Here is a 24,213-nt window from a genome sequence, read left to right on the forward strand (position 1 = left end):
GGCGGAGGCCCGGGCGGCCGGTCGGGCGCCACGTGGTCGGGCGGGTCGGTGTGGGCCTCGACGGGCTGGACGGCATGTGAACTCCCCAGGGTGAGAACGGTGTTCAGAGGCGGTCGGCGACGGTCGGCGGACCGGCGGGCCGCGGCACGGTCGCCTGCGCCTCGGTCGTCTGCGGGGAGTGCGCGCGGTTCGCGGCCGTCGACGGCACCGGGTGGCGCGCTTCGAGCGGGATCACCGACGGCAGGTCGCGCTCGCCGAACACGACGTGGCGTACGACCCGTTCGGCGGCGCGTCCGTCGTCGTACGGGCAGAAGCGCTCGCGGAACGCGGCCCGCAGCTGGGTCGAGCGGGAGCCGCGCCAGTGGCCGGTGGCGAAGATGTCGATCAGCTCGTCCTCGCTGCGGGCGACGGCGCCCGGCGGGAAGTCACGCAGGTCGAAGTAGGTGCCGCGGGCCGCCTCGTAGGCCTCGCGGTCCTCGGCGTGGATCACGAGCGGGCGGTCCAGGCCCGCGTAGTCGAACATCAGGGACGAGTAGTCGGTGACCAGCGCGTCCGAGGCGAGGCAGAGGAACTCGACGCTCGGGTGGTCGGTGACGTCGACGACCCGGCCGCCGTGCTGCGCGAGCGGGCCGCCGTGCCGGAAGTGGGCGCGGGCCAGCACCACGAAGCGCGGGCCCAGCCGGCGCAGGACGCGCTCCAGGTCGAGGTCGACGCGCTGGGTGCGGCGGTAGTCGCGGTGGGTCGGCGCGTAGAGGATCGCGACCGTGTCGTCGGGGATGCCGAGGGAGGCGCGCAGCCGGGCGACGTCCGCCGAAGTGGCCTTCTGGAACACGTCGTTGCGGGGACTGCCGTACTCGAGGGTGGTGTAGGTGCCCGGGAAGACGCGCTCCCAGGTGAGGGTGGAGTGGCGGTTGGCGGAGACGACGTGGTCCCACTGGTCGACGCCCGCCAGGAGCTGCTCGAAGTCCAGGTCGTGCGCGGCCGCCGGGCGTTCCTGGAGGTCGAGGCCCATGTGCTTGAGCGGGGTGCCGTGGTGGGTCTGCACGAAGACCTGGCCGTCCCGCTTGCGCATCCGGCGGTCGAAGTCGGCGTTGTTGACGAGGTACTTGGAGCGGGCCAGCGCCGTCCAGTACGCGGCCGTGTCCGGGGTCAGCCGGCGGGTGCCCGTCGGCACCGCGTGGTGGTGCTCGGGGCGGGCGATCCACGCCGTGCTGATGTGCGGGGCGTGCGCGCGGAACGCCTCCTCCAGCGCGCCCGGGTTGCAGCCGTGGCCGCGCCCCTGGTGGGCGGCGAACACCGCACGGTCGGCGCGCAACGGGAGGCGGAGCTGGATGCCGTAGTGCAGGCGGAGGGTGAACGCCCGCACCGCGCGGAGGAGTTTGGCGGTGCGTTTGGCCGTCCTGCGGTTCAGGGCGGAGGCCGACTGGAGCGTGTTGTAGGTGCGGTGCAGGCTCCAGCGGACCAGCGCGTGCCGCAGCCGCGAGGAGAGCGGGACGGGGGAGCCGGGGACGCGGTAACGGCGGTAGTGGGCGCGGGCCTTGCGCAGGAACTCGGCGCGGGCCGCGCGGGGCAGCCGCTCGCGGTGCGTGAAGACCTTCGCCAGGTGGTCGACCATGCGGCGGAACAACACCGGGCGCCAGCGCGTCAGTTCGGGGTGCTCGGCGACGTACGCGAAGACCCGGTCGTACTGCTCGAAGACGTCGAAGTGGCTGCGGCTGGTGGTGGACAGGATGTTGCCCTGGCGGCGCTGGCGGTAGTGGACGCAGACGCGGTCGAGGGTGGCGATCGACTCGGCGGCCAGCAGGGTCGGGTAGGTCCAGGGGGTGTCCTCGTAGTAGCCGGGCGGGAAGGAGAAGTCGTGCTCCTGCACGAACTCCCGGCGGTAGGCCTTGTTCCAGGCCACCATCAGCAGGTGCAGCAGGCCCGGGCGGTCCTCCAGGCGGAAGGGCGCCGGGCCCTGCTCGGTGAGCTGTCCCGCGGCCTGGTTGCGGACGGTGTCGCCCGACCAGTAGGTGCGCGCGTAGTCGTAGACCAGGACGTCCGGCTCGCCCGTCTCCTTCAGCCGGTCGGCGATCGCGCGCAGCGCGTGCGGGGTGAGGGTGTCGTCGCCGTCCAGGAAGACCAGGTAGTCGCCGGTCGCGAGCGCGAGACCCGCGTTGCGGGCCGGGCCCAGACCGCCGTTCTCCGGCAGGTGCACGGCGTGCACGCGCGGGTCGCGGGCCGCGAACTCGTCGATGACCGCCCCGCATCCGTCCGGCGAGCAGTCGTCGACCGCGATCAGTTCGAGGTCGGGATACGACTGCGACAGCACCGATTCCAGACAGGCGTGCAGATACGCCTGAACCTTGTGCGCGGGGACGATGACACTGAACCTGGGCAAGACACATCCAGTCGGTCGGCGCGGGCGATAAGCCCGGTCGGGCCTTGCCCGGGAACGGCCGATGGAGTGACTTGGTTACGGTTTCGTACGGCATAAGGGGGACTCCGGGTGAACGGAATCCCCCTTTCCTGTTGATTTCCGGCTACTTGACCGCGCCCGCCATCACGCCGGACACGAACTGCCGCTGGAACGCGAAGAACACGGCCAGCGGGATCACCATCGAGATGAACGCGCCGGGCGCGAGGATCTCGATGTTGCTGCCGAACTGCCGTACCTGCTGCTGCAGTGCGACCGTCAGCGGCTGCGACTCCGAGTTGGAGAAGACCAGCGCCACCAGCATGTCGTTCCACACCCACAGGAACTGGAAGATGCCCAGGGACGCGATCGCGGGCGCGCCCAGCGGCAGGATCACCGTGAAGAACAGCCGGGTCTCGCCCGCGCCGTCCAGCCGTGCCGCCTCCAGCAGTTCACGCGGGATCTCCGCGAAGAAGTTGCGCAGCAGGAAGATGGCGAACGGCAGCCCGAAGCCGACGTGGAAGAGCACCACGCCGATGATGTCGCCGAAGATCCCGATCTTGCCGAAGAGATCGGAGAGCGGGATCAGCGCCACCTGGACGGGCACGACGAGCAGCGCGACCACGAGCAGGAACCACCAGTCGCGGCCCTTGAAGTCCAGCCAGGCGAAGGCGTATCCGGCCATCGCGCCGAACAGCACCACAAGGAGCGTGGCCGGGACCGTGATCCAGATCGTGTTGAACAGCGCGTGGGTGATCGCGTCCTTCTCCAGGAGCGTCTGATAGCTCTTGGCGGTCAGCTGGCTCGGCGCGGTGAACACCTTCCACCAGCCCGAGGAGGCGATGTCGGTCGGGTCGCGGAACGAGGAGACCAGCAGCCCGAAGGTCGGCACCAGCCAGAACAGCGCGACCAGGATCAGGAAGATCCGCATCGCCCCGCCCGCAGCCCCGCTCGCCACCCGGGAGGCGAAGGAACGCTTGCCGCGCACGGCCGAGTCGAGGGTGGTCACCGCTCACGCTCCTTCCGCAGCCGGCGGATGTTGACGAACATCACCGGCAGTACGAGCAGCAGCAGGATGACGCCGATCGCGCTGCCCACGCCGTAGTTGCCGCCCCCGCCGAACGAGGACAGGAACAGTTGCAGGGCAAGGACGTTGGCGTCGTCCTGGCTGGGCTGCGGCGCGATGATGTACACCAGGTCGAAGATCTTCATCACGTTGATCATCAGCGTGACGAGGACGACGACCAGGACCGGCGCGAGCAGCGGCACCGTGACCCGTCTGAACACCTGCCACTCGTTGGCGCCGTCCACCCGGGCCGCCTCCAGCAGATTGCGGTCGACGCCGGCCAGACCCGCCGCGATCAGCACCATCGCGAAGCCCGCCCACATCCACACATAGCTGCCGATGATCGCCGGGGTGACCAGCGTCGGACCGAGCCAGTCGATGCCGTCGTACGGCGCCGCGAAGTTCGAGCCCGGCAACCGCAGTTGGGCTCCGTCGGCCGAGGCCGGCAGTGTGAAGACGCCGTCCGCGCCGCTCTTGGCGGAGGCGACCACCTTGCCGTCCTTCACGGCCTCGACCTTGACGCCCTTCAGCGCCTTCTCACCCGGGTCGACCTGCCCTTTCGTCCCGCCGCCGCCCAGCTTGAAGTCCAGCCATACGGTGCCGGTGACACCGGAACCGCTCGCCGCCTTCGCGTCCTCGGGGGTGCCGGGCAGCTTGTTCGGGGCGATGCCCACGAGGGGCAGCAGCGCCGGCGTGCCGGCCTTCACCGTGCCCGTCGAGGTGAACGAGCCGCCGCCGGACGCCTTGAGGTCGCTCGCCGTCGCGTTCGGCCGCGCCTTCGGATAGACCGACGACGACACGAAGGTGTCGTGCACCGCCTTGGCGACCGCGTTGGCGGCGCCCTGGCTCGGATCCTGCTCGTAGACCAGCCGGAAGATGATGCCGGCCGCGAGCATCGAGATCGCCATCGGCATGAAGACGATCAGCTTGAACGCCGTTCCCCAGCGCACCCGTTCGGTCATCACCGCGAAGATCAGACCGAGCGCGGTGACCACGGCGGGCGCCACCGCCACCCAGATCGCCGTGTTGCGTACGGCGGTCAGCGTGGAGGAGTTGGAGAAGATGTCGCTGTAGTTGTCCAGGCCGACGAACCCCGAGCCGTCGGCGTCGTAGAGGCTGCGCCAGACCGAGTACCCGATCGGGTAGACCACGAGCGCGCCCAGCAGGATCAGCGCGGGCAGCAGGAACAGCACCGCCACCCACAACCGGGTCCCCATCACGCTCTTGCGCGGTTGCCCGGAGGGCGTCGGCAGTGCGCCGGCGCCCTCCGCCTTCGCGGCGGTTGTCATCGCTGCGGGTCAGCCGGTCGCATAAGCCTTGGCCGCGTCGGACTCCAGTTTCTTCTGGGTACCGGCCACGTCCGACGGGTTGCGCAGGAAGTCCTGAAGGTCCTTCCACTCGCCCACACCCTGCGTACCGCCGAACGCGGCCGGCGCCTGGTCGGACATGTCGAAGCGGAAGTTGTCACCGGCCGCGATCAGCGCCTCGGCGATCTGCTTGGTGACGGCGTCCTTGTACTTGGCCGGGTCCATCTCCTTGTTGGGCGAGATGACACCGCCCTGCGCCGTCCAGATCTCGGCCGCGTCCGTGGAGGCCAGGAACGTCAGCAGCGCCTGCGCGCCCGCGCCGTCCTTCAGCGCCACGGCCACGTCGCCGCCGCTGACCACGGGCGACTCGCTGCCGACCGCCGGGAACGGGAAGACCTTCGCGTCCGTGCCCAGCTTCGCCTTGGTGTCGGCGTTGATGTTCGCGGTGACGAAGTCGCCCTCGTAGACCATCGCGGCCGGGGTGTCACCGGAGAAGGTCTGGGTGACCGACTTCGGGAACTCGGTGTTCAGCGCGCCCTTGCGGCCGCCCGCGATCAGATCGTCCTTGCCCCACAGCTGCGCGAGCGTGGTGAGGGCGTCCTTGACCGACGGATCCGTCCACTTGATCTTGTGCGTGGCCAACTGGTCGTACTTCTCCGGGCCGGCCTGCGAGAGATAGACGTTCTCGAACCAGTCGGTCAGCGTCCAGCCGTCCGCGCCGCCGATCGACACGGCCGGGGAGCCGGCGTCCGACAGGGTCTGCGCGGTGGAGAGGAAGTCCTTCCAGGTCTTCGGGGTGTCGGTGATGCCGGCTGCCTCGAAGGCCGCGGTGTTGTACCAGACCAGCGACTTGTTGGCGGCCTTCGCGTAGATGCCGTACTGCTTGCCCTTCCAGGCGCCCAGGTCCACCCAGCCCTTGGAGAAGTTCTTCTCCAACTGGGCCTGGGCGTCCGCGCCGAGGGGCTTGAGCCAGCCCTTGTCCGCGAACTGGTGCAACACGCCCACCTGGGGCAGGAACGCGACGTCCGGTGGCTGACCGCCCTCGATCTTCGTACCGAGGAACGTGGAGGTGTTGTTGCCGGTCGGCACGAAGTCGACCTTGGCGCCGGTGCGCTTCTTGAACTCGTCCAGGACCTTGAGGAAGTTGTCCTGTTCGGGTCCGGTCCAGACGGCGGCGACCTCCAGGGTCTGGCCGTTGAGCTTCGGCAGCTTCAGACCGCTGCTGCTCTCCGAACTCCCGCCACTCGCACCGGAGTCGTCCTTTTTGTCATCGCTGCCGCCGCATCCCGTGAGCGCGAGTGCGAGTGCTGCCGCGAGGAGCGCGGCTGCGGATTTGGCGGCCCTGCGTGTCCGGATCTTGCTGCACGTGCTGCGCATGACTGCCCCGTTCTTCGAGCTTCGTCGAACGTTCAGCGCTGTTCCGTGCGATCCGGTCTACGCCGGGTGTGCGAGGGCGGCAAGACTGCGATCCGTGTCAAGTGGGCGATCGTGACCACGTTGTGATTGGGCCGCGGGTCGGTGGGGGTGCGGGTTGTGTGGAGGCGGGGGTCGGCGGAGGCGGGGGTCGGTGGGGGTGCGCGTCCCTGGGGGCTACGCCCCCAGACCCCCATCGGCCCGAAGGGCCTCGTCCTCAAACGCCGGACGGGCTGAGATTGCCTGGACCCACGTGAAAGATGACCCCTCGATCACAGCAGCGACGGGACCTCCGTCGCCGAGACCTCTCGGGTCGCTCGTTCCAGTGCGCTCGCCAGGAGGGCCAGGTCTGTCGGGCCGTTGCCCAGTTCGCGGACGTGGCGGCGGGTCGGGGGGTCGCCCATGCGTTGCCAGTCGACGGGGACGACCGTGGGGCGCAGGGTGGCCGTGCGGGGGATGCGGCCGGTGACCCGGCCGCCCTGGAAGGGCATGGCCCTGCCGTCGGACCAGGTCAGGCGGCCGCGGCCGGGGGACGGTTCGTCCGGACCCGGGGTCGGGGCGTCCAGGGTGACGCGGAGGGCGGCTCGGCGGGACGGCTCCGTCTCCGCCGTACGGCCGCCGGGGCTCGTCGCGGCCACGAGGTGGACGCCGAGTCGCTCGCCCTCCCGGGCCACCGCCTCCAGCGCCCGCATCACGGAACCCGCCGCCGGCCGGCCGGGTGAGCCGAGCGCGGGGGAGACCAGTGCGTCCAGGTCGTCCACGACCACCACCAGCCGGGGCAACGGCGGTGCCGACTCCGTCTGCCGCCGCGCAGCCGCCGGGCGCAGCCGCAGCGTCGAACTGGGCGGGGTGTCCAGGTCACCGGCCCCGGAGGAGACGGAGGAGACGGAGGAGACGGAGGTGCCGGACGAACCGGACGCGCCCTGCGCCGTCGCCGTCCCCCGCGCCGACGCCCGCTGCGATACCAGCCGGCCCGACATCTCCCGGCTCGCGTGCCACTCCGCGAAGTCGGCGCGGCCCAGCAACTCGCCCCGCCGCTTCAGCTCGGCGCTCAGGGACTGCGCGAACTCCCGCATCCGCACGGGGTCGTTGGCGGTCAGATGGGTGGTCACATGCGGTACGTCCGTACAGACCCGCAGGCCCTCGCCGTGACCGCCCGCCGTGCCCACGCTGTCCCGGCCGTCGATCAGGACGATGCCCAGCCGGTCGGGGCGCTCGGCCGCGGCCAGCGAGGCGACGACCGCCCGCAGCAGTTCCGTGCGCCCGCTGCCCGCCGGGCCCTCGATCAGCAGGTGCGGCCCGTCCACCACGAGGTCCGCGCCGACCGGGCCGCGCGGGCCGGCCCCGAGCACGGCGGCGGCCCGGCCGTCGAGCGCCTGGGTGTCGTCCGCCGCGTCCGCCCAACGCGCCATCAGCGACGCCGGAGTGGCCCTGGCCAGCCCCAACTCGTCCAGCAGTCGCGCCGCTTGGGGCAACGGCAGGGACACGCGCGCGTGCCGGTCCCGCCCGGCGCCGTCCATCCGCAACGGCGCCAGCGCCCGCGCGAACCGCTCGGCCCAGGCGAGCGAGACGGCGTCCACGGCGGCGACACTGCCCGGGCCCACGGGACCCGGCGTCTTGGAGTCAGAGGTACCGGAGTCGGAGGTGCCGGAGCCGGATCGGAGCTGGTCGGGAGAGGGGGAGGGGGAGAGGGAGGAGGGAACCGGTGCGGGTGAGGTGCTCGGCGTGAGTCGGGAGGGCGTCCTGGCATCCGTACCCGCCATCGCCTCCGGCGTCGGCGCCCCGCCCCGAGCCACCCGCATCAGCCGCAGCGCCGTCGCCACGTCACCGCTCAGCAGCGCGACCGCGCCGCACTCCCGGAACGCCGGTGCCACCGCGCACGCCGCCTCGTAGGTGTCCGTCACCGGAGACGCGGGCGACGCCGGTGCCGTCTCGGCGAGGCACAGCACATGGATGCCGACGCGCGGTCCCTCCACGGCCAGCCGCGCCACCGCCTCGCGCACGGCGGCGCCACCGGTGTCCCCGTCCACGATCACCAGGGTGTACGGCCCCGCGAAGCCGTCGGTCCCCTCGGCGCCGTCGTCCTTCGCCCAGGAAGGGCGCCGGGGCGTGCTCCGGACCTCGCTCCGCCGGGCCGCGGGGACGGTGTGCGCGATCGCAGGGGCCTCGTCCAGTCGGCGCAGGAGTTCGTCGGTGCGGGCCGTGGCCTGTTCGCGGTCGTAGGCGAGCAGGAGGCCGCAGTCCTGACCGTGTCCGGGGCGCACATGCGGGAGCCAGCCGAGCCAGGACCACTCGGCGCTGCGGTCCTCCGCGGGGCGGGCGCGGTCGGCGCTGATCAGGACGATCTCCAGCGCCTCGGGGGAGTGCAGCGCGGCGAGTTGGGCCACGACCGCGCGGGCCAGCCCGGACAGCCGGGTGCGGGGGCCGGCCAGGCCGAGGGCCCCGGCCTCCCGCAGATCCGCCGTCACCGGCACGGCCGGCAGCAGACCGGAGCCGTCGGGTGCCGTGCGGTCCGCCGTGCCGAGCCGCACCGTGAGCGCCTCGCGGTGTCCCGGCTCGCGCTCCCACAGCCGCGGTCCGGGGCCCAGCGCCGTCAGCAGCAGGGCCGCGAGGTCCGGCCAGGTCTCCGGGGCCTGGGAACGGCCGGCGGTCGACGCGGGGCCCGCCGCCAGGTCGGCGCCGGCATCCGTGTCGTCGGTCTCGTCCGTGTCGTACACGTCTTGGTCGGCCGCGGAGTGCTCCCCGCGTCCGCCGGTCAGCCGGCGCGCCCACCCGGCGATGCCGCCGCGCCTGCGCGAGAGCGACGGGTCGCCGTCGGGGGCCGTGTCGTGCGTGGTCGTAGAAGACGTATTCGTGGAAGAAGTGGAAGAAGGCGTGCGTTCCGCCGAAGCGGCTCCCGCACCGACCGTCCCCCTCCCGTCCCCGTTCCCGTCCGCGTCTCCGTTCGCCGTCCACGCCCCGACGCCGAACACACCGGCGTGCGTGTCGCCGCTGCCGCCCGCCGGACCCGCCGAACCCCGGCTCTCGATCCGGGGCGCGCCGCCCTGTCCGGGGACGAGCGGGTCGGCCGGGCCGTGGTTCTGGGTGGGCAGTCCCCGTGAGGGGGTGGAGGTGTCGCCGCCGTCGGCCACGCGTGCGTGGAGGGCGTCGGGGGAGCCGGTCTTCGGGTCGGTCCCGGGGTGTCCGCCGTCGCAGGACACGCGCACGTGCCCCTCGCCGTCCGGGGCCGTCGGCACGCGCGCGCCGGGACCGCCGGCCGGGGTGAGGCGCAGGGCGGACTCGCCGACGCGCAGCAGGGCGCCGGGGGCGAGCCGCACAGGGTGGGTGCTCACGCGGCTGCCGTCCAGCAGAGTGCCGTTCGTCGAGCCGAGGTCGGCGACCGAGACGCGACCGTCCGCGGCGACCGTGACCGCGCAGTGCAGCCGGGAGACGTCCGGGTCGTCGAGCGGGACGTCGGCGTCGGCGGAGCGGCCGATGCGGATCTCGCCGCCGTGCAGGAGGTGGACACCGCCCGCGTCCGGGCCCGCTATGACGTGCAGTTGGGTCGGGGCGTCGTCCAGCTCGGGGTGCGGCTCGGGCTCGGCCGGGGCGCTCAGGGACAGCACCGCGCCGTCGATCAGCGGGGGTTCGCCGAGGGTGCAGCGCTTGTCGTCGAGGCGCTCCGCGCCCACGTACAGCACCACTGGGCCGCCGCCCTCGCGGGCTCGCTCGGACGGAGGCGCGCCACCGTCGCCGGAGACCGCCGACGACAGCGCCGACGCCACCTCGGCCAGGGCCGTGCCGGCGGGCGCGGTGACCAGCACGTCGCAGCTCGCGGTGCGGCCCCGGACCCGATCGGGCGGGCCCAGCGGGTCTACGACGGTCAGCCGGATCTGCATCGCCGTCAGCGGTCCCTTCTGCGCGGGTCTGCGCGGGCGCGGACTTTTCCCCCCACCCCACACGAGCACGTCGGCCAGTACTCCACGCATCCTCGCACCTGCCACTGACAACACGCCCACGGTCCAGCCAGAAGTGATCTTGATTGGTCGGCTCTGCCCTCAAAAGTGCCTGATCAGTACTTCACTGACGACCGCTTGAGATCGGTCACGCGCGGATCGGGCAACCGGAGGGACCGAGTCGAGCGTCTTTCCTTCGAACATGTACGACAAGCGGTACGTAAGACGCACAGAAAGTTGAGAAGTCGGTGCCGAGGGTGTCGGCACTACAGTGGGTCGGAACGTAGGCAATCAACAGGGAGCGCATGACGTGCGGCCGGTAGGCAGCAAGTACATCCTCGAGGAGCCGCTCGGACGCGGCGCCACGGGGACCGTCTGGCGAGCCCGCCAGCGAGAGACCGCGGGCGCCGAGGCGGCCGTGGCCGGTCAGCCCGGCGAGACCGTCGCGATCAAGGTCCTCAAGGAGGAGCTCGCGAGCGACGCGGACATCGTGATGCGGTTCCTGCGGGAGCGCTCCGTCCTGCTGCGCCTGACCCACCCGAACATCGTCCGGGTGCGCGACCTGGTCGTCGAGGGCGATCTGCTGGCCCTGGTCATGGACCTCGTCGACGGCCCCGACCTGCACCGCTACCTGCGCGAGAACGGCCCGTTCTCGCCGGTCGGCGCCTCCCTGCTGACCGCCCAGATCGCCGACGCGCTCGCCGCCAGCCACGCCGACGGAGTGGTCCACCGCGACCTGAAGCCGGCCAACGTCCTGCTCGCCCACCAGGGCGGCCAGATGCATCCGATGCTCACGGACTTCGGCATCGCCCGCCTCGCCGACTCCCCGGGCCTCACCCGCACCCACGAGTTCGTCGGCACGCCCGCGTACATCGCGCCGGAGTCCGCCGAGGGCCGCCCGCAGACCTCCGCGGTCGACATCTACGGCGCCGGCATCCTGATCTACGAACTGGTCACCGGCCGCCCGCCGTTCTCCGGCGGCTCCGCCCTGGAGGTGCTGCACCAGCACCTGAGCGCCGAGCCGCGCCGCCCCTCCACGGTCCCCGACCCGCTGTGGACGGTCATCGAGCGCTGCCTGCGCAAGAACCCGGACGAACGCCCCAGCGCCGAGAACCTCGCGCGCGCCCTCCGCGTCGTCGCCGAGGGCGTCGGCGTGCACGCGAACGCCGCGCAGATCGCCGCCGCCGACTCCGTCGGTGCCCTGCTGGTCCCCGACGCCATGCCCGCCGCGGTCCCCGGCTCGGCCGACCCGACCCAGGTGCTCCAGCACGGCCAGGGCATGTACGACCCGAACGCGGCGACCAGCTATCTGCCGCACACCGGCGCACCCGGCCCGGCCGGCGCCGCCGACCCCACCGCCGTACTGCCGAACACGGGCGCGGCCGACCCGACCGCGGTCCTGCCGCCGGTGCCACCGGGGCAGCCCGGCCAGCAGGGTCAGCAGCCCGAGCAGCCGCACCCCTGGCAGAACCAGCTGCGCGCGGCCCGCGACCGCAACGAACAGACCCAGGTCCAGTACCTCGACCCGAACGAGGACCCGCTGCGCCGCCGCCCCCAGCGGCAGGTCTCCCGCGACCAGCAGCCGCCGCAGCGGCAACGCCCGCCGCAGCGACAGCAGCCCGCCCCCGGCTACGGCTATCCGCAGCAGCAGCAGCAGCCGCAGCAGTACGGCCCGCCGCAGCACCAGCAGCCCCAGCGTCAACAGCAGCGCCCTCAGCAGCCGCAGCCCCAGCGCTACGCCCCGCCGCCGCAGCAGCCTCAGCGCGAGCCCCGGGAGCCGCGGCAGCGCGGCGGCGCCAACCCGATGAAGATCCCCGGCCTCGGCTGCCTGAAGGGATGCCTGTTCACGATCGTCATCCTGTTCGTCGCGAGCTGGCTGATCTGGGAACTGAGCCCGTTGCAGGACTGGATCGGCACCGGCAAGGGCTACTGGGCGCAGCTGAGCGACTGGTTCGACACGGTGACGGGCTGGATCGGGGACCTCGGCGGAAGCTCGTCGAACTAGCGGGACGTCGCCCGACGGGGTGCGCGAACCAGCCGAACCCTGCGAGCGAACCAGCCGAATCGTGCGAGCGAATCAGTCGAACTGGACGAACCGACGGCAGGGTTGGTGACTTGTCGACATCTGGCGGGTGATTTCCGCCTCCGCAGTGAAGGTTGACCCCTCGGACGCGTAGTTTTAGCGACAACACGCGTCGGTAGGAGCAGTCTTGGCACGGAAGATCGGCAGCCGGTACACCGCGAACCAGATCCTGGGGCGGGGCAGCGCCGGCACGGTGTGGCTGGGCGAGGGACCCGAGGGACCCGTCGCCGTGAAGCTGCTGCGCGAGGATCTCGCGTCCGACCAGGAACTCGTCGGACGCTTCGTGCAGGAGCGCACCGCCCTGCTCGGCCTCGACCACCCGAACGTCGTCTCCGTCCGCGACCTGGTCGTCGACGGCAACGACCTCGCGCTGGTCATGGACCTGGTCCGCGGCACCGACCTGCGCACCCGCCTGGACCGCGACCGGCGCCTGGCACCCGAGGCGGCGGTCGCGATCGTGGCCGACGTCGCCGACGGGCTCGCCGCCGCGCACGCGGCCGGAATCGTGCACCGGGACGTCAAGCCGGAGAACATCCTCCTGGACATGCAGGGCCCCCTGGGCCCCGGCGGCGCGCACCCCGCCCTCCTGACCGACTTCGGAGTGGCGAAACTCATCGACTCGCCCCGCCGCACCCGCGCCACGAAGATCATCGGCACGCCGGACTATCTGGCCCCCGAGATCGTCGAGGGCCTCCCGCCCCGCGCGGCCGTCGACATCTACGCCCTCGCGACCGTCCTCTACGAACTCCTCGCGGGCTTCACCCCCTTCGGCGGCGGCCACCCCGGCGCGGTGCTGCGCCGCCACGTCACGGAGACGGTCGCCCCTCTCCCCGGCATCCCCGACGAACTCTGGCAACTCCTCGTCCAGTGCCTCGCCAAGGCCCCCGCCTCCCGGCTGCGCGCCTCCGAACTGGCCGCCCGCCTGCGTGAGTTGCTGCCCATGCTCGTCGGAATGCCCCCACTGGACGTCGACGAGCCCGACCTGGAGCCCGAGGAGGAACCGGAGCCCGCCCGGGGCGAACCGGCGCTCTCCACCGGCGAACCGACCCGCCGCCGAGGCGCGGTCCCCCTGGTCCCCGGCGCCAAGCCCACCGACTCCAACCGCGACACCCATACGTCGATGCGCGTCCCCGCCCCCGACGAACTCGCCGGCGGCGCCCGCGGCACGGCCCGGGTCCCCCGTCCCGCGGGCGCCCGCCGCCCCGGCTCCGCCCGCCACAAGGCCATCGCCCGCCGCCGCCGGATCGCCCTGAGCGCGGGCACGGTGGTCCTGGTCGCGGCGGTGGGTGCGGGCGCGTGGTGGGCGACGTCGGGGGACGACGCGGGGGCGACCCCGCAGGACACCAGCACATCGTCACCGGCGACGCCATGACTCAGCCCCCGGCACTACGGCACGGAAGGTGCCGGTCACAGCTCGGGGACGCCTCACGACAGACCTCGGTTGCCACAGCCGTTAGGCTGGTGACGTGGCAGTCGTCGATGTATCCGAAGAGCTCAAGTCCCTCTCCTCGACCATGGAGTCGATCGAGGCCGTTCTGGACCTCGACAAGCTGAGGGCAGATGTCGCCGTGCTGGAGGAGCAGGCGGCCGCGCCGTCCCTGTGGGACGACCCGGAGGAGGCCCAGAAGGTCACCAGCAAGCTGAGTCACCTCCAGGCCGAGATCCGCAAGGCCGAGGCACTGCGCGGCCGGATCGACGACCTCTCGGTGCTCTTCGAGATGGCCGACGAGGAGGACGACCCGGACACCCGCGCCGAGGCCGAGACCGAGCTCACCTCGGTCAAGAAGGCGCTGGACGAGATGGAGGTCCGTACGCTCCTCTCCGGCGAGTACGACTCCCGCGAGGCCGTCGTCACCATCCGCGCCGAGGCCGGCGGCGTCGACGCCTCCGACTTCGCCGAGAAGCTCCAGCGCATGTACCTGCGCTGGGCCGAGCGGCACGGCTACAAGACGGAGCTCTACGAGACGTCGTACGCGGAAGAGGCCGGCATCAAGTCGACCACCTTCGCCGTGCACGTCCCCTACGCCTACGGCACGCTCTCCGTCGAGCAGGGCACCCACCGCCTGGTGCGCATCTCGCCCTTCGACAACCAGGGTCGCCGCCAGACCTCCTTCGCGGGTGTCGAGATCCTCCCCGTGGTCGAGCAGACCGACCACATCGAGATCGACGAGTCCGAGCTGCGCGTGGACGTGTACCGCTCCTCCGGCCCCGGCGGCCAGGGCGTCAACACGACCGACTCCGCGGTGCGCCTGACCCACCTCCCCACCGGCATCGTGGTCTCCTGCCAGAACGAGCGCTCGCAGATCCAGAACAAGGCCAGCGCGATGAACGTGCTCCAGGCCAAGCTCCTTGAGCGCCGCCGCCAGGAGGAGCAGGCCAGGATGGACGCCCTCAAGGGCGACGGCGGCAACTCGTGGGGCAACCAGATGCGGTCGTACGTGCTGCACCCGTACCAGATGGTCAAGGACCTGCGCACCGACTTCGAGGTCGGTAACCCGGAGGCCGTTTTCAACGGCGAGATCGACGGGTTCCTGGAGGCCGGAATTCGCTGGCGCAAGCAGCAAGAGAAGTAACTTTGTCGACTTGACAACCCCCGAGCAACTGCCGTCCAAAGGGCGGCAGTTGCTTTATGTCTGGGTTTTACATCACAGTCACAGGCGCCAACCCACCGCATAGGGCCCTTAGTTGGACATTGCGCTCGCAACGGCCTTGACGTTGCTTTGAAAAATGGGAAAGGTGCAGAGTGGCATGCGTATCTCTGGGGCGCATGTGAACCGGGGGGCCTCCATTGAGCCACTCCCGTCGATCACGGCCCCGGGCGCTGCCTCACCGACGATCAGCTACTGGGGGTAGCAAGCATATGACGAAGAAGACGCGGATCCGTGTCGCACGGATAGCCGCGGGCGCGGTGATCGCCGCGGGCGCCTCGCTGACCGCCGCCGGTGCCGCTTCCGCACTGGACATCACCGCGAGCGTCGACGGCAACGGGGCCAACGTGACCGTCGACGCCGGCCTCGACGACGAGACGCCGCCGGCGACCGAGCTCCCCACCGACCCGCCGACCACGCCGGAAGAGCCGACGGACCCGCCGACCACCGAGGTGCCGACGGACCCGCCGACCACGGACGACCCGACCGAGCCCACCCAGGAGCCGACGGAGCCCACCGAGGACCCGACGGACGACCCGACCGCCACGCCCACCGAGAGCAGCGGCACCGGGAGCGGTGGCAACAACGCCGACCCCAACGGCGGCTCCGACGCCTCCGCGCAGGACGAGGGCTCCTCCGCCCTCACTGACACGGGCTCGGACACCACGGCCCAGGGCGGCGGCGACGAGCTCGCCGAGACCGGTGCCGGCCAGACCGCGTTCCTGCTGATCGGCGCCGCGACCATGATCGCCGGCGGCATCGGCTTCCGTTTCCTGCCGCGCCTCGCGGGCGGCCGGGGCGGCGCTGCCGCCTGACGGTAGTCACGCGCTCACGCAGCGTGTGTGACGACGTACGACGAGGGGCCCGGAGCGAGTATGTCGCTCCGGGCCCCTCGGGGTGTCTGAGGACCCGCGCTACGCGGTCTGGTGCGCCACCAGCGCGAACGCCGCGATCAGCACCGCGAGCAGTGCGATCAGCGCCATGGGGTTCAGTCCCGCGAAGAAGTTCTCCTGCTGCAGCCGCTCGCGGTTGGCACGGCACACATGGCACCGGCCCTCACTCACGGGCGACGCGCAGTTCGCGCACACCAGCCGGTCGTACGTCATGCGCGCCCTCCTTGCCCAATGGTTCCTAGGAGAGAACGCCCGTCGGTCGCCGAACGTTCCCTCCCTCCACTCTGCCAGGTTCCTCCGAAGGGCGCGCGGGGGTCGCGTCACAGCCCCACGCCCCTGCCGGCGTGCACATATGGGCACATCCGATACGCAACCCACTCCCGCGCCTGCGGCGGCACACCCGACTCGCGTATGGTCACGCTCATCTACCCCCGGCGACCCGTGGTGCACCCGTGATCCGATTCGACAACGTCTCCAAGGTCTACCCCAAGCAGACCCGCCCCGCACTCAGGGATGTGTCCCTGGAAGTGGAGAAGGGCGAGTTCGTGTTTCTTGTGGGGTCCTCGGGCTCCGGAAAGTCCACCTTCCTGCGGCTGGTGCTCCGGGAGGAGCGGACCAGCCACGGCCAGGTGCACGTTCTGGGCAAGGACCTCGCGCGGCTGTCCAACTGGAAGGTGCCGCAGATGCGGCGCCAGCTGGGGACGGTGTTCCAGGACTTCCGCCTGCTGCCCAACAAGACGGTCGCCGAGAACGTGGCCTTCGCGCAGGAGGTCATCGGCAAGTCCAAGGGCGAGATCCGCAAGTCCGTGCCGCAGGTGCTCGACCTCGTCGGGCTCGGCGGCAAGGAGGACCGGATGCCCGGCGAGCTGTCCGGTGGTGAGCAGCAGCGCGTGGCCATCGCGCGCGCGTTCGTCAACCGGCCCAAGCTGCTGATCGCCGACGAGCCGACCGGAAACCTCGACCCGCAGACCTCGGTCGGCATCATGAAGCTGCTCGACCGCATCAACCGGACGGGTACGACCGTGCTCATGGCCACGCACGACCAGAACATCGTGGACCAGATGCGCAAGCGCGTCATCGAGCTGGAGCAGGGCCGCCTCGTCCGAGACCAGGCACGCGGCGTCTACGGCTACCAGCACTGACCGCGACCGTCCACGGAAAGGCCTGAAGAAGACGCCATGCGCGCCCAGTTCGTACTCTCCGAGATCGGTGTCGGTCTCCGCCGCAACCTGACCATGACGTTCGCCGTCATCGTCTCCGTCGCCCTGTCGCTCGCCCTGTTCGGCGGGTCGCTCCTGATGAGCGACCAGGTCAGCACGATGAAGGGCTACTGGTACGACAAGGTCAACGTCTCGGTCTTCCTCTGCAACAAGAGCGACGCCGAGTCGGACCCCAACTGCGCCAAGGGCGCGGTGACGGACGACCAGAAGAAGGACATCCTCTCCGACCTGGACAAGATGACCACGGTCGTCCAGAAGGTCACGTACGAGTCGCAGGACGAGGCGTACGCGCACTACAAGCAGCAGTTCGGCGACTCGCCGCTGGCCAGCTCCCTGACGCCGGACCAGATGCAGGAGTCGTACCGGATCAAGCTGAAGGACCCGGAGAAGTACCAGGTCATCGCGACCGCCTTCGACGGCCGGGACGGCGTGCAGTCCGTGCAGGACCAGAAGGGCATCCTGGACAACCTCTTCGGGCTCCTCAACGGCATGAACTGGGCCGCCCGCGCGGTGATGGCCCTCATGCTCGTCGTCGCCCTGATGCTGATCGTCAACACGGTGCGCGTCTCCGCGTTCAGCCGTCGGCGCGAAACCGGCATCATGCGCCTGGTCGGCGCCTCCGGCTTCTACATCCAGGCCCCGTTCATCATGGAGGCCGCCGTCGCCGGACTGATCGGCGGGTCGGTCGCCTGCGGATTCCTGGTGGTGGCCCGGTACTTCATCATCGACCACGGCCTGGCCCTCTCCGAGAAGCTGAACCTCATCAACTTCATCGGCTGGGACGCCGTCCTCACCAAGCTCCCCCTCATCCTGGCCACGAGCCTGCTGATGCCGGCGCTTGCGGCGTTCTTCGCGCTGCGCAAGTACCTGAAGGTTTGACCGCTCCCCTCTCCCGAGGGAGGGGATTCCTGGCTCGGGCGGCCTCCTGGAGCGGCGCTCCAGGAGGTCTTGTGCCTTCGGCACCAGCCGGGTTCAGACCTGCCCGGACGAGCATCACGCGCGCGGAGTTCTTGTCCCTCGGGGACACGAGCCCGCATGCGGTGCAGTTGTAGGTGCGTTCGGACAGCGGGAGGGCGTGCTTGGTTCTCGCGCCGCATCTTCCGCAGTCCATGGTGGTGTGGGCGGGGTGCACCAGGTGTACGTCCCGCGCGTGCTTGCGGCCCATCTCGATCAGGGCCTGTTTGGTCGCACCGATCGCAGCGTCCGCCGCCTTGCGCGCCATCGATGTCTTGGCGAGGAACTTCGGCCGGAGGTCCTCCACCGCGATGGCGTCATGGTCCCGGACGACCTTCTTGGCCCACTTGCGGGCGGTGTCCTGCCGTTGCCGGGCGATCTTTCGGTAGGTCTTCGCCCGCCAACTCTTTGCCTCCCGGAAGCCTTTCGAGGCCGTACGGCCCTTCTTCGGTCTGCGACGAGCCATCATCCGGTCGTACCGGCACAGCTTGGCCTGGGCCTTCCTGCCGTGCTCGGCGTGGGGCAGGTCGTGGCTGTCGCTGGTGGTGGTCGCGGTCTCCCGCACGCCCCAGTCCACCCCCAGCGTCCGGCCGGTCCGGGGGAGCGGTTCGACCTCGGCGGGGACGACAAAAGGAGGCGTACCAGTGTCCGAGGCTGTCCCGGTACACCCGCACCGACGAAGGCTCGGCCGGCAGTTCACGCGACCACACCACAGTCAGGGAGATACCGCCTGCCAAGTGCAGCCGCCCGTCCTTCAACCGAAAGCCGCGCCGGGTGTAGTTCAGACTCGGGTCGCTCGCGTGCTTCTTCTTCGGGCCGGGCATTCCCGCCCGCCTGGCGACGGGCAGGCGGGCCTGGATGTCCTTCAGCGCTTTCGTGCGCGCCGTGGCGAAGTCACGGATGATCTGCTGCTGCGGCACCGATGCCCCCTGGGCCAGCCAAGGCGTGACCCCGCGGCTCTCGGTCAGCATCTTGTCCAGACGGGCCGGGCCGCACATCTCCCCCTCGTGCCAAGCCCGCTTGGCACGGGCGACGCACTCGTTCCACACCCACCGGCAGCGCCCCCACTCGGCGAGCAGCGACCGTCGAGCGCCGGACGACACACGCAGGCGGTACGTGAACCGGGCGCGTCCGGCCTGGTCAGTCCCTTGCCTCGCAATCACGTCTGCGCCCCCCCGTCACACCACCGGCCGTATGTCACCTCGGACCACCGGATTTCCAGCACAGACCGTATGCACGACACTCGAACGCTTGGGCCAACTCTTGTGCTCTTCATGCCAACGAGCGAATGCTCGTACGTCTGATCACTTCCACATGATTTCGCCGTGACCTGCCTCGGGTGCCTCGGTGACGCATGCCACGAGGGCCGTACGGTCAACCGCCCGTACGGCTCTTCGCGTTGTCCTAGACTCACCGGCATGTCAGGTCGAGACCTGTTCTGTCAGCCCCGCCGCAGGCGCCGTGGGGCCGCTCTGACATTGGTGTTCGCGAGTGTGCTGGTGGCCGGCGCGGCCACCGGGTCGTTGCCCGAAGGGGAGCGGAAGTCCGCTGCGGGGCAGGACCGTTCGGCCACTCCGGCCGGTCGCCATGAGGATGTCGCCAAGGCCGCCGCCGATGCCATGGCCGACGGGAAGTCACCCATGGAGGCCGCCGAGCGGGCGGTCAGCCGCAGTGGCGACCGGTGGGGGGCCGTGTACTCCGAGGGGGAGTACGAGGAGTTCGAGGAGGCCCTCGACGGGCAGTACACCGGCGTCGGGCTCTGGGCCCGCCGGGAGCGGGACGGGCGGATCGAGGTGACCAAGGTGCAGTCCGGGTCGCCCGCGGCCGCCGCCGGGATCCGCAGGGGCGACCGGCTGCGCAGTGTCGACGGGGCGCACGTGGACGGACGCCCGGTCACCGAGGTCGTCTCCTTACTGCGCGGCGACGCCACGGACGCGGCGGCCGGTACGGCGGTGAAGCTGGGCCTGGAGCGCGGCACGCACGCGTGGAGCGAGACTCTGCGGCGGGCCAAGCTGTCCACCGACTCGGTCACCGTGGAGCGGCTGGCCGGCGGGATCACCGTCATCAGGATCGCCGCCTTCACCAAGGGCTCCGGTGACGTGGTCCGCACCGCCGTCCAGCAGGCCCCCGCCGACGCCGGCGTCATCCTCGACCTGCGCGGCAACTCCGGCGGCCTGGTCACCGAGGCCGTCACCGCCGCCTCCGCCTTCCTCGACGGCGGCCTCGTCGCCACGTACGACGTGGACGGCGAGCAGCGCGCCCTGCACGCCGATCCCGGCGGCGACACCACCAGACCCCTGGTCGCGCTCGTCGACGGCGGCACGATGAGCGCGGCCGAACTGCTCACCGGCGCGTTGCAGGACCGCGGCCGTGCGGTGGTCGTCGGCAGCCGCACCTTCGGCAAGGGCTCGGTCCAGATGCCGAGCAAGCTGCCCGGCGGCGGCGTCGCGGAGCTGACCGTCGGTCACTACCGCACCCCCTCCGGCCACACCGTCGACGGCCTCGGCATCACCCCCGACCTGGACGTCACCTCGCAGGGACAGGCGGCCGTCGAGCGGGCCGAGACCGTTCTGAGCGGGCTCGGGGACGCTTCGTAATCGACTTTCCCATCGCCCCCTCCGTAGTGCGAAAATGGACGGCACTATGAGCAAGGGAATGTACGTACCCAAGGAGTCCCAGCCCAAGCAGGGCGGTGGGGCCGCCGCCGGCAAGGCCAGGGACGGCGAGAAGGGCGGCAAGCGCAAGATCGTCGCCCAGAACAAGAAGGCCCGGCACGACTACGCGATCATCGACACCTACGAGGCCGGGATCGTCCTCTCCGGCACCGAGGTCAAGTCGCTGCGTGAGGGTCGGACCTCGCTGACCGACGGCTTCGTCCAGATCGACGGGGGCGAGGCGTGGCTGCACAACGCCCACATCCCCGAGTACCACCAGGGCACCTGGACCAACCACTCCGTGCGCCGCAAGCGCAAGCTGCTCCTGCACCGCGAGGAGATCGACAAGCTGGAGGCCAAGACCCAGGAGACGGGTCACACGATCGTGCCCCTTGCCCTGTACTTCAGCAACGGCCGTGCGAAGGCCGAGATCGCGCTCGCCCGAGGCAAGAAGGAGTACGACAAGCGCCAGACCCTGCGCGAGAAGCAGGACCGGCGGGAGTCGGACCGGGCGATCGCGGCGGCGAAGCGGAAGCAGCGGGGCGAGTAGCCGCCGGGAGGCTCCTGGTGGGCCCCCGGGTGTCCGCCCGGAATACGGTGGCATCGGCGTGCGTTGGTCCCGTACGATGGCAACTGCACCCCACAGCGGGTGTGACGCCCCCCTCGGGGGGTTTTGAAAAAACAACATGGGGATGATCGGTTTCGACAGCGGCTGTCGAAGCAGGTGAAGCGTGTCGAGGAAGCGGCAATGATCTCGTTAACCATATGTCGCAACCAATAATCGCCAATTCCAAGAGCGATTCCCAGTCCTTCGCCCTCGCTGCCTAATAACAGCGACTGAAGGACCCTAAAAGGGTGTCAGCCCGGGAGTGTTCCCGACCCGGTTCCTGGCATAATCTAGGGAACTAAACCATCGAGCCCGGTCACGGGGTTCGATGGGAAATCAAACAGTGACTGGGCCCGTCGGCGACTTGTTCGCGTGATCACCGGGGCCGAGAAAATCACAGCGAACTGCACACGGAGAAGCCCTGATTCTGCACCGGTGGACGCGGGTTCGATTCCCGCCATCTCCACTCATCCCATGTTTCTAATTGAATACAGCGACAAAGGCCCCGCCACTTTCGAGTGGCGGGGCCTTTGTCATGCCCGCTCGGCGTGCACGGAAGGCCGCCAGGCCAGGCAGATCATCAATGCCGTCGCCGTCGCCGCCGCGGTCACCGGTACGCCGAAGCCCGCCGTCGGCGATCCGCGCTCCACCGTCCAGCCGCCGATCGCCGAGCCGCAGGCGATGCCCGCCAGCAGGCCGGTCACCGCGAGGGTCATGCCCTCGTTCAAGTGGCCCTCGGGGGTGCGTTGTTGGACCAGTGTCATGGTGGTGATCATCGTCGGGGCCGTCGCCATGCCGGAGATCAGCAGGGCGAGCGCCAGCAGCGGGAGCGAGTCCGTGCGGGCGGCGGCCAGCAGCGGGAGCGTGAGGAGGGCCGTCATCGCCGCCACGCACCAGGGGAGGCGGTGTGCCGCGGGGCCTGTCGGCCGCAGGGCCCCGAACAGCAGGCCCGCCGCGCACGAACCCGCCGCCTGAAGGGCGAGGATCACTCCCGCCGCCGCCCGATGGCCCTCGGTGTCCGCGAACGCGATCGTGACGACCTCCATCGAGCCGAACACCGCGCCCATGGCGAGGCAGCCGGCCAGGAGCGGCGGTATGCCGGAGGCCCGGAGCGGGGAACCCGTCAGCACGCGCGCGTGCACCGGCGGCTCCGTGGAGCGCTGTGCGGCGAACAGCAGCACACCCGTCAGCAGCAGTCCCGCCCCGACCAGCGTGCCCGCCTCCGGGAAGAACGCCGAGCAGAGGAAGGCCGCGAGGACCGGGCCCAGCATGAAGCACAGCTCGTCGGCGGCCTGCTCGAAGGAGTTCGAGGTGTGCAGGGCGTCGTCGTCGCCCTTGAGCAGGTGGGCCCAGCGGGCGCGGGACATGCCGCCGGTGTTCGGGGTCGTCGCGGTGGCGGCGTAGGAGGCGAAGAGGGTCCAGGCGGGCGCCTCGTAGCGCACGCACAGCAGGAGTGCGAGGGAGCCGAGCGCGGCGATCGCCGTCGCGGGTACGGCGATCCGGGCCTGGCCGTACCGGTCGACGAGCCGCGCGGTCCGCGGGGCGACGACGGCCGTGGCGGCCAGGCCGGTCGCGGTGACGGCGCCGGCGAGGGCGTACGAGCCGCGCGTGCCGGCGATCATCACCACCGCGCTGATGCCGAACATGCCCATCGGGAGGCGGGCCAGCAGGTTGCCGAGGGTGAAGGCGCGGGCGCCGGGGACGGCGAAGAGACGGCGGTAGGGGCCGGGCGGGCGGGTGCGGTCGCGGTTGCCGAAGCGGGGGCCGAAGTCGACGGCGACCAGGGCGTCGGCGGTGACCGTGTACAAGACCTTCCGGGGATCCGAGGGGTCCGGGCGCTTCGGGGCGTCCCACGGCGGCGGTGGAGTCGGTTGCGGCATGGGCATCACCGTCGCCCCCGATCGAGCACCGGGTCCAACACCTTCTTCGGGCCGATTCACGCACTTTCGTTGTGAGTTGGCCCGCTGTAGGTTCGCCGGATGGCCGCTCACCTGGACACCCGCCTGCTGCGGGCCTTCGTCGTCGTTGCCGAGGAACTGCACTTCACGCGGGCCGCGGCCCGGCTCTTCGTCGCCCAGCAGGCGCTGAGCCGGGATGTGCGGCGGCTGGAGCGGGAGTTGAGGGCCGACCTGTTCGTGCGGACCACCCGGCAGGTGACGCTGACGGCCGACGGGGAGCGGCTGCTGCCGTACGCGCGGCGGGTGCTCGCGGCGCAGGACGAGTTGCTCGCCGCGTTCGGGGAGGCCCGGCCGCTGCTCGTCGACCTGAACTCCCCGGGCCTGGTCACCGGGCGGCGGGTGCTGCACCGGGCTCGTGAACTCGCCCCGCAGTGCGAGCTGATGGCCCGCTTCGAGAGCGGTCTGACGGGGGCGGCCGCCGAGCTGCTCGCGGGGCGGCTCGACGCGTCCTTCGGGCGGTTCGCGGGCCTCGATCCGGTGCTGCGGGCGCAGTTGGAGCAGCAGCCCGTGCGGTACGAGCCGATGGCGGTCGTGCTGCCCGAGGACCACCGGCTGGCCTCGCTGACCGAGGTGCCGCTGGCCGAGCTGGCGGGCGAGACGGTGTACGCCGGCGCGGGCAATCCCCGTACGCCGGAGTGGACGGATCTCGCGCGCCGGCTCTTCGAGGGGCGGGGTGTGTGGATCGCTCCACCGGCGCCGCTCGCGGTCGGGGACGAGGAGTTCGAGCGGATCATGGCCAAGATGCGGCGGCCGATTCTGGCTGTGGTGGATTTTCCGGCCATGCCCGCTACGGTCGTGCGCCCCCTGGTCGATCCCGTTCCCTGGTCACTCGTGTCACTGGTGTGGCGGAAGGGACTGGTGCACCCGGGCCTCGAAGCCCTCCGACGGGCCGCGGCGGAGCTCGCCGCCGCCGAGAGGTGGTTGCACCGGCCGGTGGAGGGGTGGATTCCAGCCATCGATCTGGACGCTGCCGGGACCAAGTAGTGACACGTGGCAAACACACAACCCGCACGTGCGCTACATTCTTCGCCTGAGCACTATGTGGTAAATGGGGCGCTCGGACCGGGTGGGGGCTCGGTT

Annotated in this window: 16 protein-coding genes, 1 other RNA gene and 1 pseudogene; 10 read left to right on the forward strand and 8 right to left on the reverse strand. The window is 71.0% G+C overall.

The annotated features are described in order from the left end of the window. Window positions 1–103: 103 nt before the first annotated feature. The 5 genes from ACWD5F_RS27785 to ACWD5F_RS27805 form a co-directional block, all read right to left on the reverse strand. Complete coding sequence (locus ACWD5F_RS27785; RefSeq protein ID WP_451258344.1) at window positions 104–2,380, reverse strand: bifunctional glycosyltransferase/CDP-glycerol:glycerophosphate glycerophosphotransferase; 2,277 nt, start codon at window positions 2,378–2,380, stop codon at window positions 104–106. A gap of 142 nt (window positions 2,381–2,522) precedes the next feature. Next, the gene (locus tag ACWD5F_RS27790) at window positions 2,523–3,326 is read right to left on the reverse strand and encodes a carbohydrate ABC transporter permease (protein ID WP_451258906.1); all 804 of its coding nucleotides are present in this window, start codon (window positions 3,324–3,326) and stop codon (window positions 2,523–2,525) included. Window positions 3,327–3,400: 74 nt separating this feature from the next. Then, a complete protein-coding gene (locus tag ACWD5F_RS27795) occupies window positions 3,401–4,750 on the reverse strand; it encodes a carbohydrate ABC transporter permease (protein ID WP_451258346.1) in 1,350 nt (449 codons plus the stop codon). 9 nt (window positions 4,751–4,759) lie between these two features. Then, window positions 4,760–6,145, reverse strand: coding sequence for an ABC transporter substrate-binding protein (locus ACWD5F_RS27800; protein WP_451258348.1), 1,386 nt, complete (start codon window positions 6,143–6,145; stop codon window positions 4,760–4,762). Window positions 6,146–6,453: 308 nt separating this feature from the next. Then, window positions 6,454–10,059, reverse strand: a complete 3,606-nt coding sequence (locus tag ACWD5F_RS27805; RefSeq protein ID WP_451258908.1) for an FHA domain-containing protein — start codon at window positions 10,057–10,059, stop codon at window positions 6,454–6,456. Between the two features lie 367 nt (window positions 10,060–10,426). On the opposite strand from ACWD5F_RS27805, the gene ACWD5F_RS27810 reads away from it, so the two are divergent. The 4 genes from ACWD5F_RS27810 to ACWD5F_RS27825 all read left to right on the forward strand — a co-directional run bounded on the left by ACWD5F_RS27810 (window position 10,427) and on the right by ACWD5F_RS27825 (window position 15,662). Continuing rightward, window positions 10,427–12,121, forward strand: coding sequence for a serine/threonine-protein kinase (locus tag ACWD5F_RS27810; protein WP_451258350.1), 1,695 nt, complete (start codon window positions 10,427–10,429; stop codon window positions 12,119–12,121). Between the two features lie 205 nt (window positions 12,122–12,326). Then, window positions 12,327–13,571 (forward strand): serine/threonine-protein kinase, encoded by a 1,245-nt coding sequence (locus ACWD5F_RS27815; RefSeq protein ID WP_401727120.1) that lies wholly within the window; start codon window positions 12,327–12,329, stop codon window positions 13,569–13,571. Window positions 13,572–13,665: 94 nt separating this feature from the next. After that, window positions 13,666–14,772: a peptide chain release factor 2 gene (gene prfB, locus ACWD5F_RS27820; RefSeq protein ID WP_401727118.1), complete on the forward strand. Its 1,107-nt coding sequence runs from the start codon at window positions 13,666–13,668 to the stop codon at window positions 14,770–14,772. Window positions 14,773–15,059: 287 nt separating this feature from the next. Next, the gene (locus ACWD5F_RS27825) at window positions 15,060–15,662 is read left to right on the forward strand and encodes a hypothetical protein (RefSeq protein WP_401727116.1); all 603 of its coding nucleotides are present in this window, start codon (window positions 15,060–15,062) and stop codon (window positions 15,660–15,662) included. A 99-nt stretch (window positions 15,663–15,761) separates the two neighbouring features. Here ACWD5F_RS27825 and ACWD5F_RS27830 read toward each other — a convergent pair whose 3' ends face one another. Beyond that, window positions 15,762–15,953, reverse strand: coding sequence for a hypothetical protein (locus ACWD5F_RS27830; RefSeq protein WP_124000348.1), 192 nt, complete (start codon window positions 15,951–15,953; stop codon window positions 15,762–15,764). A 239-nt stretch (window positions 15,954–16,192) separates the two neighbouring features. Here ACWD5F_RS27830 and ftsE point away from each other — a divergent pair, with 239 nt between their 5' ends. Together ftsE and ftsX are read left to right on the forward strand one after the other, a co-directional pair. Further along, entirely contained in the window at window positions 16,193–16,882 is a 690-nt protein-coding gene (gene ftsE, locus ACWD5F_RS27835) for a cell division ATP-binding protein FtsE (protein WP_020132390.1), read from the forward strand. Between the two features lie 36 nt (window positions 16,883–16,918). Then, on the forward strand, window positions 16,919–17,839 hold the full coding sequence (gene ftsX / locus ACWD5F_RS27840) for a permease-like cell division protein FtsX (RefSeq protein ID WP_451258354.1): 921 nt from the start codon (window positions 16,919–16,921) through the stop codon (window positions 17,837–17,839). Window positions 17,840–17,876: 37 nt separating this feature from the next. Here ftsX and ACWD5F_RS27845 read toward each other — a convergent pair. Beyond that, window positions 17,877–18,885, reverse strand: a pseudogene (locus ACWD5F_RS27845) (RNA-guided endonuclease InsQ/TnpB family protein); the annotation flags it as partial. A 447-nt stretch (window positions 18,886–19,332) separates the two neighbouring features. On the opposite strand from ACWD5F_RS27845, the gene ACWD5F_RS27850 reads away from it, so the two are divergent. The 3 genes from ACWD5F_RS27850 (at window position 19,333) to ssrA (ending at window position 21,644) form a co-directional block, all read left to right on the forward strand. After that, window positions 19,333–20,511, forward strand: a complete 1,179-nt coding sequence (locus ACWD5F_RS27850; protein WP_451258356.1) for a S41 family peptidase — start codon at window positions 19,333–19,335, stop codon at window positions 20,509–20,511. 58 nt (window positions 20,512–20,569) lie between these two features. Next, the gene (gene smpB / locus ACWD5F_RS27855; RefSeq protein WP_416962260.1) at window positions 20,570–21,118 is read left to right on the forward strand and encodes an SsrA-binding protein SmpB; all 549 of its coding nucleotides are present in this window, start codon (window positions 20,570–20,572) and stop codon (window positions 21,116–21,118) included. A 138-nt stretch (window positions 21,119–21,256) separates the two neighbouring features. Continuing rightward, window positions 21,257–21,644: a transfer-messenger RNA gene (gene ssrA / locus ACWD5F_RS27860) on the forward strand. Window positions 21,645–21,708: 64 nt separating this feature from the next. Here the strand turns inward: ssrA and ACWD5F_RS27865 are convergent. Then, window positions 21,709–23,055 carry an MFS transporter gene (locus ACWD5F_RS27865; RefSeq protein WP_451258358.1) on the reverse strand — a complete coding sequence of 449 codons (1,347 nt, stop codon included), beginning with the start codon at window positions 23,053–23,055 and terminating at the stop codon, window positions 21,709–21,711. Between the two features lie 99 nt (window positions 23,056–23,154). On the opposite strand from ACWD5F_RS27865, the gene ACWD5F_RS27870 reads away from it, so the two are divergent. Next, on the forward strand, window positions 23,155–24,117 hold the full coding sequence (locus ACWD5F_RS27870; RefSeq protein WP_451258360.1) for a LysR family transcriptional regulator: 963 nt from the start codon (window positions 23,155–23,157) through the stop codon (window positions 24,115–24,117). Window positions 24,118–24,213: the final 96 nt, after the last annotated feature.

The organism is Streptomyces sp. NPDC002499, from assembly GCF_053595415.1.